Here is an 11,627-nt window from a genome sequence, read left to right on the forward strand (position 1 = left end):
TTTGATATAAATTTTGTGTATTTCAAATTAGCCCACCCCGATTTATTTTTGAGAGAAAAAATGGACTCTATCCTTATTATCATCTTTATTTCATTAGCAATTGCCAGCATATTAAATATTGTACTGAAAAAATTCTCCGTATCGCACATTATTGGTTATATTATTACCGGTACTATTATCAGTACTATTTTTCATTTTAATGGCAGTGAAGACCTTAACGCATTAGATCTTATTGGTGAGTTTGGCATCGTCTTTTTAATGTTCACCATCGGCTTAGAGTTATCTTTTTCTAAATTAAATAAAATGAAAGAAATCATTTTATTTAATGGCTTTATACAAGTCGCTTTAAGCTCGGTCATTATTTTTATACTTTCATACTACCTGTTTAATATTGACAGCACGTCTTCCATTATTATCGCACTGGCGTTCAGCTTGTCCTCCACAGCCATAGTGTTGACTTATCTGAAAAAATCAAAAGATATTTTCACCCCATATGGTACCAAATCCGTTGCTATCCTGGTCTTTCAAGACTTAGCTGTTATCCCCATTTTGTTGCTGATTAGTTTTTTAGCCAATGATACTTTGTCCATCGCAGATGTATTATTAAAAACGCTATTATCTGCAACCTTAATCATTGTTTTTATGTTTACCTTAGGTAAGAAAATCATCGAATGGTTACTGCACTTTTCCAGCGCCGCCAGATTGGATGAACTGTTTTTAGCCTCGGTATTAGCCATAGTGATGGGCGCGTCGCTGCTCGCACACGAAATGGGGTTTACCTACTCCCTAGGCTCTTTTATTGCGGGTATGATCATTGCTGAAACCACTTACCATGTCAAAGTAGAATCAGACATAGCCTCTTATAAAGACCTCTTATTAGGCGCATTTTTCTTTTCAATCGGCACCAAAATTGACATCTTATATTTCGCAAGCAATTTACATTTGGTATTTGCGGTATTAGTTATTACCATGTTAATAAAAGCGCTGATCATCTATTTTTTAATTCGCAAAAAATCCAACAAAAGTGATTCACTTAAATCGGCCATTGCACTTTGCCAAATTGGTGAGTTTTCTTTTGCGATTTTCTCTATTGCTATTAGCCAGGAAATCATCACTCCGGAACTGGGCAGTTTCTTAATTTTAGTGGCGGTTTCATCGATGATAGTCACGCCATTTATGCTCAATAACATTTATAAAATAGCGTCTTTATTTGTAGTCGAGTTTTTTGAATCAGATAAAATCACCCCGATAAAGGAGACTAATCATACAATAATTTGTGGTTTTTCGATCCTAGGGCGACTGGTAGCAAAAGAGTTAGAGAAGAAAGGACGGCATTTTTTAATTATTTCAGATAATTTACAACATGTGCTGGAGGCAAGAAAACGCGGATATAAGGCTTATTTTGGCCATTTAGAGAAACACCCGGTATTAGAATCACTGAAAATAGAGGACTCTTCCAGTATTATTATTACCGTTAATACCGTCAGAACCAAAAAAATAATTTGTGAAGCCGTGCTTGATTATTATCCGCAGGCACACTTAGTGGTCAAAATCAGTAATCACGATGAAAGAGATACTCTGGCGAATCTGAAAATTCACTCTTTTGTCCATGCTCAGCATGAAACCGCACTCCTGCTGGTTAAAAAAAGTCTTAATTAATTTCTGCTATCTTCTTTATACTAGAGCAAAAAAAACCAAGGGGAATAATTCACCTTGGTTTTTTTACTGTGCTGATTTGAAGCGGTTAGTAGCTTTTAACGTGTTAATAAGTAACTTGCCAATTTCGTTATGCTGAGTAAGCCTTGATTAGGCACGGGAAAAGCGATTAAGCAAAACGCGATTGCGCAGGTAAGGTAACCAGTCTGCGTTCAAGTACTTTTAACAGAACACCATAAGCGGGTAAAAACAGGCCTAAACTGACAATCAGTTTAAAGGTATAATCGACAGTGGCTATCTCAGGCCAGTTTTTTGCCATAAACAGATCGTTTGAGGCATAAAACGCCAACCCAAAAAATACCGTTGTATCAACTAAATTACCAATCACCGTTGAACATGCCGGTGCAACCCACCACGAGCGAGTTCGGCGTAACTTTGCAAAGATAGTTATATCCATTAGCTGGCCAACAAAATAAGCTGCGAAACTAGCAAATGCAATACGCAGCACAAAGGTGTTTAATTCGGTCAACGCACCAACCCCCTTAAATCCCCCTTGATGAAAGATAACACCTATTGCATATGAAATGATTAACGCCGGCAGCATCGCTTTAATAATTATTTTGCGCGCAGATTGCTGACCAAAAATTCTGACTGTTAAGTCGGTAGCAAGGTACACAAACGGAAAACTGAATGCTCCCCAGGTGGTGTGCAACCCAAACAGTGTAAATGGCAACTGTACGAGGTAATTACTGGCACTGATAATTAAAATATGGAAGCTAACCAGTACGACAAGCGCACGGCGAATTTGAACGGCTGTGAGTGATAACATAATTTTACCTTTTTAATGTTTAAATAAACTTTGCGGGGTGAGGGAACCCGCTATTAAATTGTGTTTTATTTTGCCAGTGAATAAAGCGATATTTATTCATCCCGATGGAACCCTAATCGGGCGCCATATTATACCCATGATACTTCAAGATGCAAAGTCAGCAAGGAAAATTGTGCTGAGATGCTAGGCATAAAATTGAAGTACATACCCAAATCATTTGAAGATGCAAGAATCAGCAAGACGATAAATGATGAAATTCTAGGCAGAAGGCTGATGATCTAGTTATTCTAAATCGAAGCTTTCTAACAACGAAGATCGTCGTTTATCGCCTTGCCCTTCGGGAGATTCGCCCGAAAACTAACACTGCGTTGTAACACTTGATAAGGGAATAACCATTCTCATCATGTTACGCCTTGTTCTAGTATCCGGGCGAAACTCTGAATCTGCATCTTCAAGTAGTTTGGGTATAATTATTCTACATAGAGATTTTATAACAACGCAGATTGGCACAATTGTCCTTGCCCTACGGGGAGCAAGGTCGAAAACCAGTGCTGCGTTGCACCAATCGAAAAGGGAATAACCATTACCTCATGTTGCGTCTTGCTCTGATCGAAGACCTTGCGCCTGACAAAGCATTTTGAAGTAACATGGGTATATAAGGATGTTTTAACTTAGAGCAAGGATAAACCCACATTCACATTTATATTCATTAAAGTTATTTTTGAAAAGAGAACTTGAGAAGTCGGACTTTCCCGCTATCATGGACTATCTACATTCATCTGTGAGCAGCAATATGTCATTTAATAACCCGATAAAACCGGCAAAAGATATTGACGGAGTGCGCAGATCTGCCTTTTGGCATTTGGGCCGCCGTGACCATAGTGAAAAAGAGCTACGTGAAAAAATTAGCCGTAAAACCGATAATCAGCAATGGATTGATACGGTGGTAAGCGAATGTTTTGAGTATGGTTATTTGGATGATGCACGCTTTGTGGAAAATTTCATTCGCTCCTCGCAAAATAAAGGTTTTGGAAGCACCCGTATTAAACGTGATTTACAGCGTAAAGGCATAGATGTAAATTACCTTGCTCAAGTATTTGAAGATGATCCCCATGATTATATTTCCGATGCCCTCGCTCTGCTCTCGGCAAAATATAAGCAGCGTATTGCTAACCAGCACTTAAAACAAAAGGCGATGATTTTCCTGCAAGGCAAGGGACATAATTTCGATGATATATTCAAGGCAATAGATGAGCATAATGAAGCATACCCTGATGATGATTGTGATCATCTAAGCGAGGCAGTTGTATTGTTATCGCGTAAATTTAAAACAGCCATCATCGAACGCAAAGCACAAGATAAGGCAATGCGCTTTTTAATATCAAGAGGACATACATTTCACATTGCGTTAGATGCAATCAAAGCCTTTAATGAAAATATGGATGAAGAAGAGTAAATATTCAGCGGCGAGCTTCGAGCTTCGGGCCTTCGAGCCTTCGAGCATCTAGCTTCGAGCCTTACAGCCTTAAAAATTGAAACTCTTTCTGTATTAACAATTTCTCAATGGATTATAAATAATGGCGAAAGCAAAAACAAAAATAGCCTATGTCTGCAGTGACTGTGGTGCCAATTACCAAAAATGGCAAGGCCAATGCGGCGAATGTAAAGCCTGGAATACCATCACCGAGTTCAGAGAAGCATCCAGCACTACAAAGTCTGTAAATTCGGCGGTCAATCGTAATAAGAATGCGGGTTACACGGGCGCGTTAAGCAATGGTGTACAACGAATTTCGAGCGTGCAGGTTGAAAATGCCACACGCGTCTCAACGGGTCTTGCCGAACTGGATCGCGTTTTGGGCGGAGGCATTACCCTCGGCTCAGTGGTGCTTATCAGCGGCGATCCGGGATCAGGTAAAACAACCTTGCTTACCAAAGTAGCAGAAGTCATGTCGCAGAGCATGTCGACACTCTATGTCACCGCAGAAGAAAGCCTCAGCCAATGGGCCAAACGCGGTATTGAGCGCTTAAAGCTCAACTTTAACGAAGATAATTTTTTATTATCGGATACCGACTCTATTGAAGATATTGTCGATCAGTGTCTTACCAATAATGTGCGTTTTTTGATTGCCGATTCAATCCAGGCTTTTGAATCAAATCAGGCAGACGGCACCGCAGGTGGGGTTACTCAGGTAAAAACCTGTGCCAAAATATTAAACCGGTTATGTAAACAACATGGTATTACTTTAATTCTTGTCGGTCAGGTAAATAAAAACTCACAAATGGCCGGACCACAAACCTTAAAACACATTATCGACACGGCTATCCACATCGAAGTTAATGATGCATCGGTGCGTATTTTACGCGCCGATAAAAACCGTTTTGGCGATACAGAACAGGTTGGTATCTTTCAGATGACCGAAAAGGGCATGTTTTCCGTTGATAACCCCAGTCGTCTTTTTCTTTCGGGTAGTGAAGAAAATTTCGAGGGATCAGCCATCTCGGTAATAAAGGATGGCGCACGAAATTTACTGATTGAAATACAGGCGCTGGCCACTGAAGTTGAAGGCGAAAAATCAATTCGAAACTGTATTGGTATTTCCTACAGCCGTTTATCCTTAATCACCGCTGTATTAAAAAAACACGGCGGCATTCCCACCTATTATGATATTAATATTAGTTTAGTGGGCGGTCTTAAAATGTCCGATTCCGAAACATCAACGGACATGGCAGTGATGGCCGCGTTGTTGAGTTCAATAAATTCCAGACCTTTACCTGAAGATTCGGTGTTTATTGGTGAAGTGGCGCTGACCGGTGAAATACGTCAAATCCCACAAATTGTGCCGCGTGTTCGAGAAGCTTTAAGCCACGGCAAAAAGCAGATCTATATTCCGGCGGTGGCTTATCATAAATCGATGCAGCAGTTTGTCAAAAAAGGACAGTCTATTCATCCTCTTAAGAATATTAAAGAATTGATAGAAGCATTAAGTTAAAGGGCAAAGGCTATAGGGCTGGAAGGCGTTCGAGCTTCGAGCATTCAAGTATTCAATTAGGGTGAGAAATCGGCAGATTCCACTTTGCAATGATTGAACGCTATTGCTGAACGCCTTTTTAACCATATAGATCAAATTTTGGAGGTAATTAGCTTTAATTACCTGAAATAAAAGAGGATAATTACACTCGTTCGCAGATGTGGTGGAATTGGTAGACACGCTAGCTTCAGGTGCTAGTGGCCTAAAGGTCGTGGGAGTTCAAGTCTCCCCATCTGCACCAATTATAAATAAATACTTTAAGGCTAAAAGGCAGTAAGGCTTTTTAACTTTCCAGCTTTCCAGCTTTCCAGCTTTCCAGCTTTCTAACTTTATTCTTTAGGCCAATCGCCCATTGGGAAAGGCTTAAATTCACTGTTGTAGGTCAGATATAACATTACTTGGTAATCATAAACACTCAGGCTTTTTCCAAACTTCAGTAGATTGTTATTCTTTTCAGCGGTGAACAGTATGACTAAAAACTGGAAACCCACCACCACCAGAGTAACGAATTTAGCTACCCCCATAAAAAAAATAAAAATAAGCATAAATAAACCACGTAACCATACGTTGCTATTTTTATAGTGTTGTTGTTTTTCATCATTCATAATCGACCCTTTTCACACAATACTGCCAGCATTTCAGCGAACTCTTTATGCGCTTAAATACTGATTCCAAGCTTGGTGATACATCTGTTGTGATTCATTCCTAAGCTTATCAATAGAAGCTTGTTCTATTTCGCTTGGCGCTCTATTTTCACTTATTTGTAAGCGTTGCATCTGTTGAATCTGTTCATAATTATCATGCTCTTTGCCATTTTTAATAACCGAAAAGGCTTCAAGGTGTAATTGAACTTCCGCAACAATGCCGCTCTCGGGTAAGCGTACAAGCAAACTCAAATCTCTGTAACCGGACGGATTGGGGGTTACAAAGCGATTCTTAATACGCAAAATTTGCGTATTTTGTTGTAATAGTTCAAAAGCGTCCATCAGTGCAGGAATATTTTGTGCAACAATCGAGGTACGGGTGATATCGGTTATTTTATCACTATTACCGGTATATTTTGCGGCCACTTTATCTCGAGCACGTTGCACAGATTTCATGCCTGATGTATGGGTGTAAGTGTTACTTTGCTGCGCAATTTTCTGAGTAACACTTTCTAATTCGTTTTGGCCTGAGACAGCTTTTTGATATAGCTGGTTAAAATCATTGTGTGGCTGTTTAATATTAAGCGCATTATATTCTGTGATACTAAAAAGGCCGGCAAGATTGCGAGGTTGGGTATTGGTACTATTGGACTGAGAGAATGGTAAGAGTTTACTGGCATCAACACGTTGATGCTGTTTTACAGGTGATGCGTTACCTTGAGAAGACATCACCAATAAAACAAAAAGGGTCTGAAATAATTTACTCATTAATGCTCCCTATTAAAAACGTTGAAGGCAGATTATTCCGCCTTCACTTTATACATGGTGACTTATAATGTCAGCTTCAAGGGTTAAAGCGTAAAAATCACTTATTTTTTGACTGCGAGGAATAAAGTGTGTGGTACTTCACACTATAATAGAGTCTATTGGCCTGTTTACGTTTAAGCCCGCGTTCCACCATAACATTGGGGAAATATAATTTATACAGGCTTACCGACGGCTATCACTGCATTTGCCAAACAGATCAATCAATTTAAAGCTTAGGGTGTTTATTTATTTAACGCTTGTGCTACCCATTGTTTAAATTGCGACTTTGGTAATGCGCCATTTATAGTGTCAATTAAGCGCCCTTTTCTGAACATTATAAGAGTTGGAATACTACGGATTTTGTACTGTGCAGCAATCTGTTGCTGCGCTTCCGTATCTACTTTAACAAAACGTAATTTATCTTTTTCTTCCAAGGCAAGCTGTTCAAAAACAGGTGCAAAATTAATACAGGGACTACACCAGGGAGCCCAGAAATCAACAATGACAGGTTTATCACTGTTTATTAATGCGCCTAAATTTGCGCTGTTTCCCTCGATAGGTTTTCCTTCCAGCAAGGGTTTCCGGCAGATACCGCAGGTTGGCAAAGCTTCTATTCTCTCAACAGGTAAACGGTTCATCGCTTTACAAAATGGGCATCGGCTGACAATTGAATTCATTAATAGGTTCCTTAGTTTTATATAAGCCCTCTCTAACGGACAGGTGACTATATTGCTTGAGGGGTTCGGCTGATATAAGGCCGAATAGTCGAACAATTAAACACAGCGGTTACTTTTATTAAATAAACTTGTGGGGTTTAAGGTAAAATTTATGGTCTTTATCGTCAATATAAATATCCACCTCATTTTCCTGATTTTGTTTCTGCGGTTGAATTACAGTCGTCGCCCTTAACTTCGCAACTACCGCGTCAAAATAAAGCTCTTCTAACGCTTGATCTCTTAACTGCAAGCTTTCTATAAAGTCATACATAACAATCCCCTTCTTTATGTTCTTCTGCTATTAATTCTAGCTTAGATCATAAATATTGGTGTATTTTGCTGAGGGTCCAGACGCCGAAAATGAGGAATATAGATAACACCTATCAATCCACGCGACTTTCATAATAAGACTAAAGTGTTTGCTGTTAATAGCAAACAAATTAGTACAGTGATCATGTATTGCGCAGGAAAAACCGGCTTTGTGATGAATAACAAAACAAGTCGGTGTAACAGCATTATCTTATTTTGAAGAGCAACTAAGACTCGATCTGCTTGCGGAAAAACTGAATCATCTCATTACGCGTTTTCAAGTGATCAAGATGATAAATACCTCGAGGAAAGAGCAGCTCGATAACCCCGGTATCAAACATACGTTTGACCTCATATTCGTTATGCGCCACATCTTCCTGGTACATATAGTTTAACCAGGTCTGATTAGTGTGGATAATAAACTCAACACGCATCCCGCCTAAACGCGCAAAAAATTTCATCATCGCTGTTTTCTCACTAGAGCCGGTTGAACGGCTATGATATTGAGTATGTTCGATCAAAGTATCCGAGATGTCTTCAAGTACCATCAAAGAGTGAGCATTAGAGGCGCTACGGGTAAGATGCTGCTGAAAAGCTTTAACATCAGAGAACGAATCCAGCACCGCCATCAACCCCAGTTCATCATCAACGGCAACCCCGGGATTCTTCTCATTTTTTCTTAAAAGTTTTAATACTTTAGCTTCCGGTGGTTTCTTTCTTATGGACACATAAATAGGGATTTTTTTACAGCCTACGGTAAAACTTCGACGTTTGACTAAGGTTAGTTTTTCCCATTTAACCGGCACGACTAATTTAGCTTGCTGCGGCGTTAATACGCTGACGCTGTCACAACAATAATCTTCAGTGTGATGCGTAGAATGAAGAAAAACCGGATCTAATTCGCCAATTTTTAGATTTGGACTCCACACATAACCATTTAAAAACACCAAAAAAGCAGAAAATTTATTTTCAACATCGGTTTCCCGCTCACGTTGATCGATGCTGCCTGCCAGTGTCATTAAAAGCACCTTGCGCCGTGCTTCAAAACGCGCTTTTTTATGGTATTGATTATTAAACATAATTAATAACAGTTCAACGGGGTTATTAGTGACCACTATTTCATTAGTTGATTCTATATAGGATGCATAGGGTGACAGTATTTTATTTTTAAGCGAACTAATGACCGTATCTGCAGTACGCGCATATTCATCGACACGAGATTTTATTTCATTAAGGTTGCCATTGATGCCAAACATATTGCCCAACAAACGCAGCGCGCGCTCACTGCGCTCCTGGCAAAGCCGTTTATTAGTGATCAGGGATTCTATTTGATCAATACTGTCAACGCCTAGAAACTCAAATAGTTGACTGCGTAGGGCGCGATATTTGGCACGATTGGTCGAATGTTGCTGTAAGCTTTTTACCCATTCGCGGGTTTCAACAGAAAAATGCGACAGGTTAAACACGTCATTGGAAACAGCAAAGGGACCATCCTGCAGGAGAGATGTAAAAACGCTGTTTGAAGAAAGAACCGACATAGATAAATCCGAAAATAAACAACAGTGCAATAACACCATTTAACAAAAAATATAACCTTGCTCACAATCAAAAAATCGACAAGGGGTAGTCGTCATTATATCAGATCACTGTGCCTATTCTAAAATCACAAAAGCTTTAGAAAGACAAATAATTCAATAAACTAAGGTATGCTGACTTTTCAGTTTAAATTTTGTTCAATACAAAGTGGCTCTGAGCAAGCATCGCGAGAAAAACGTCATTATTCTAGGGTGAACGCCGCGCTTTAAACTGCACAACATAATATTAAGCTGATTGCTGTCATCGCTATTTTAGCGCAATTAAATAACAATATTTTGATACAAACTGAAGACTGATTTACCACGAAAATAATACTTTATGTAACAGGATGAAAATAGAGGACAAGCTAATAAGTTAAGGAACGATTTTATATCAATCTATAAAACAATTGGATGGCAGTGATGGGGTTTTTCTTGGCATGATATTAAGATAATTTGAAGTTGCTGAAAAAAACTATTTTCAGCAATAATTGCAGTTCAAGAGGTGATCACTTTATAAGTTGGTTACGAAAAAGCCACTGAGCAGCGGTTATTTTCCGTAACACACTTAAATCTAAAGCTATTTACTCTCTTTTTTAATCTCATTTTCAGGTCCAAAGAGCGTGCCCAGAGTGTGTTTATTTTCAAGCAGAAATGACTCTGCTGCGCTCAAATCAAAACCATTACATAGAAGCATCTTTCTTCCATGCTTTATAAGAAAATTAGCTGCCTTAAGTTTAGTTACAATACCACCGGTGGCAAAACTGTTATTGGCTGTTGATTCTTCAAGTAATGCTTGTTCAGGTATCTTGCTCATGGTTTTAAAGATCTTCGCATCTTGATATTCGTGCGGATTTTTATCAAAATAACCGTCAATATCGCTCAAAATAACCAGAATGTCGGCATTGGTTGCATGAGCCACAACAGCTGAAAGTTGGTCATTGTCACCAAACTGCTGTTCGGGTGTTGAGGTAATATCGTTTTCATTGACGATCGGAAGAATATCGTGCGTCAGGTGAGCATCGATTATTTCCTGAAACATCTTAGTCCGCTTTCTTGAGTCGAAATCATCTTCAGTGAGCAGGATCTGCGCAGTGTCGATATCATAGATATCAAATTTCTTTTTATAGGCGGTCATCAAAATAGGCTGTCCTGCCGCAGCAAGTGCCTTCTTGCCAATCTGTTTGCTTTTATCAAGTTTTAGGGTCGAGTACCCTGCCGCCACTGCGCCGGAGGTCACAAGAATAACGTCGTAGGTTTTTCTTAGTCCAGAGATCATTGAAACAAGGTTGAGCATGCGCTCCTTGGCGATGTTATTATTTTCTGTCAATACTGCGCTGCCGACTTTAATTACTACACGCTTGGTTTTCTTCTTTGCCTTTGGCTTTGTATTTGTATTCATGTTCGTTTATTTTCCTTTGAAGTTATTTTCTAATCGGTTACGTTCTAATCGGTTACGTTCTAATCGGTTATGTACTAATCGGTTACGTTCTAATCGGTTATGTGCTAATCGGTTATTTCCCTTTAAAGTTATTTTCTAATATGTTGTGCCGTTGATCGCATAGCCATATTTCCCGTTTCATTCCGGCAATAATCGAAATAAACCTGCGAGCATTTGCGCAAACGCTTCGTCTGTAAAACGAAGGTGGTGACAAGCAGACCGGCTGCTACCCCAAAACTAAACCACACTGAGGCAACGAGAGCAAGTGCGCCCGAGTTCAAAGCGGTAGATAGTAGTAGTGGTTAATGGGGTAAAGGTCAGGGAAAATCGTACCATGGTTAACCACAAAATCTCATGATAAAACCTGACCACGGCAACTAGCTTAACACAAATACCTTCATAAAACCCCATTACCTTCCAGCGAGTTGGCTATAAAACAATATTAAAGCAATCACAAAATGCAACATTCTAATCTCAAAAACAGCATCACGCCGCATCAATTCACAGTATTTAGTCCGTTGCTTTGCCGATCATTTTGGACGTTAAAAAATCTGCATTTGGATAAAAAAGAAAAATAATAAAGCATATTTTTAAGCTCAGCAAAAAAAACATAAAATATCAG

The 11,627-nt window shown here is 39.3% G+C and carries 11 protein-coding genes and 1 tRNA gene; 4 read left to right on the top strand and 8 right to left on the bottom strand.

From position 1 onward, the window contains the following. The first annotated feature begins 60 nt into the window (after positions 1-60). A complete protein-coding gene (locus tag ACJAZP_RS06715; protein ID WP_415229971.1) occupies positions 61-1,659 on the top strand; it encodes a cation:proton antiporter in 1,599 nt (532 codons plus the stop codon). A 166-nt stretch (positions 1,660-1,825) separates the two neighbouring features. Here the strand turns inward: ACJAZP_RS06715 and ACJAZP_RS06720 are convergent, their stop codons facing one another. Next, positions 1,826-2,485, bottom strand: coding sequence for a 7-cyano-7-deazaguanine/7-aminomethyl-7-deazaguanine transporter (locus ACJAZP_RS06720; RefSeq protein WP_415229972.1), 660 nt, complete (start codon positions 2,483-2,485; stop codon positions 1,826-1,828). A 793-nt stretch (positions 2,486-3,278) separates the two neighbouring features. On the opposite strand from ACJAZP_RS06720, the gene ACJAZP_RS06725 reads away from it, so the two are divergent. The 3 genes from ACJAZP_RS06725 to ACJAZP_RS06735 all read left to right on the top strand — a co-directional run bounded on the left by ACJAZP_RS06725 (position 3,279) and on the right by ACJAZP_RS06735 (position 5,755). Next, positions 3,279-3,941, top strand: a complete 663-nt coding sequence (locus tag ACJAZP_RS06725) for a regulatory protein RecX (protein WP_415229973.1) — start codon at positions 3,279-3,281, stop codon at positions 3,939-3,941. A gap of 121 nt (positions 3,942-4,062) precedes the next feature. Beyond that, a complete protein-coding gene (gene radA, locus ACJAZP_RS06730; protein ID WP_415229974.1) occupies positions 4,063-5,475 on the top strand; it encodes a DNA repair protein RadA in 1,413 nt (470 codons plus the stop codon). Positions 5,476-5,668: 193 nt separating this feature from the next. After that, positions 5,669-5,755 (top strand) — tRNA-Leu (locus ACJAZP_RS06735). An 88-nt stretch (positions 5,756-5,843) separates the two neighbouring features. On the opposite strand, the gene ACJAZP_RS06740 is transcribed toward ACJAZP_RS06735, so the two are convergent. From ACJAZP_RS06740 to ACJAZP_RS06770, 7 genes are all read right to left on the bottom strand, one after another. Next, on the bottom strand, positions 5,844-6,119 hold the full coding sequence (locus tag ACJAZP_RS06740; RefSeq protein WP_415229975.1) for a DUF4389 domain-containing protein: 276 nt from the start codon (positions 6,117-6,119) through the stop codon (positions 5,844-5,846). 45 nt (positions 6,120-6,164) lie between these two features. Further along, positions 6,165-6,926 carry a hypothetical protein gene (locus ACJAZP_RS06745; protein ID WP_415229976.1) on the bottom strand — a complete coding sequence of 254 codons (762 nt, stop codon included), beginning with the start codon at positions 6,924-6,926 and terminating at the stop codon, positions 6,165-6,167. Between the two features lie 281 nt (positions 6,927-7,207). After that, the gene (gene trxC / locus ACJAZP_RS06750; RefSeq protein WP_415229977.1) at positions 7,208-7,642 is read right to left on the bottom strand and encodes a thioredoxin TrxC; all 435 of its coding nucleotides are present in this window, start codon (positions 7,640-7,642) and stop codon (positions 7,208-7,210) included. 118 nt (positions 7,643-7,760) lie between these two features. Next, the gene (locus tag ACJAZP_RS06755) at positions 7,761-7,952 is read right to left on the bottom strand and encodes a hypothetical protein (protein WP_415229978.1); all 192 of its coding nucleotides are present in this window, start codon (positions 7,950-7,952) and stop codon (positions 7,761-7,763) included. Positions 7,953-8,217: 265 nt separating this feature from the next. Beyond that, positions 8,218-9,528 (bottom strand): hypothetical protein, encoded by a 1,311-nt coding sequence (locus tag ACJAZP_RS06760; protein ID WP_415229979.1) that lies wholly within the window; start codon positions 9,526-9,528, stop codon positions 8,218-8,220. Between the two features lie 616 nt (positions 9,529-10,144). Further along, positions 10,145-10,966: a glutamate 5-kinase gene (gene proB, locus ACJAZP_RS06765; RefSeq protein WP_415229980.1), complete on the bottom strand. Its 822-nt coding sequence runs from the start codon at positions 10,964-10,966 to the stop codon at positions 10,145-10,147. Positions 10,967-11,242: 276 nt separating this feature from the next. After that, positions 11,243-11,416 (bottom strand): hypothetical protein, encoded by a 174-nt coding sequence (locus ACJAZP_RS06770; RefSeq protein ID WP_415229981.1) that lies wholly within the window; start codon positions 11,414-11,416, stop codon positions 11,243-11,245. Positions 11,417-11,627: the final 211 nt, after the last annotated feature.

Source organism: Psychromonas sp., from assembly GCF_047632955.1.
Lineage (GTDB): Bacteria > Pseudomonadota > Gammaproteobacteria > Enterobacterales > Psychromonadaceae > Psychromonas.

Coding starts and splice junctions, on each gene's coding strand:
- ACJAZP_RS06740 (WP_415229975.1), bottom strand. CDS start 6,119: ATGAATGATGAAAAACAACAACACTATAAAAATAGCAACGTATGGTTA.
- ACJAZP_RS06770 (WP_415229981.1), bottom strand. CDS start 11,416: ATGGGGTTTTATGAAGGTATTTGTGTTAAGCTAGTTGCCGTGGTCAGG.
- trxC (WP_415229977.1), bottom strand. CDS start 7,642: ATGAATTCAATTGTCAGCCGATGCCCATTTTGTAAAGCGATGAACCGT.
- ACJAZP_RS06755 (WP_415229978.1), bottom strand. CDS start 7,952: ATGTATGACTTTATAGAAAGCTTGCAGTTAAGAGATCAAGCGTTAGAA.
- proB (WP_415229980.1), bottom strand. CDS start 10,966: ATGAATACAAATACAAAGCCAAAGGCAAAGAAGAAAACCAAGCGTGTA.
- ACJAZP_RS06725 (WP_415229973.1), top strand. CDS start 3,279: ATGTCATTTAATAACCCGATAAAACCGGCAAAAGATATTGACGGAGTG.
- ACJAZP_RS06715 (WP_415229971.1), top strand. CDS start 61: ATGGACTCTATCCTTATTATCATCTTTATTTCATTAGCAATTGCCAGC.
- radA (WP_415229974.1), top strand. CDS start 4,063: ATGGCGAAAGCAAAAACAAAAATAGCCTATGTCTGCAGTGACTGTGGT.
- ACJAZP_RS06760 (WP_415229979.1), bottom strand. CDS start 9,528: ATGTCGGTTCTTTCTTCAAACAGCGTTTTTACATCTCTCCTGCAGGAT.
- ACJAZP_RS06745 (WP_415229976.1), bottom strand. CDS start 6,926: ATGAGTAAATTATTTCAGACCCTTTTTGTTTTATTGGTGATGTCTTCT.
- ACJAZP_RS06720 (WP_415229972.1), bottom strand. CDS start 2,485: ATGTTATCACTCACAGCCGTTCAAATTCGCCGTGCGCTTGTCGTACTG.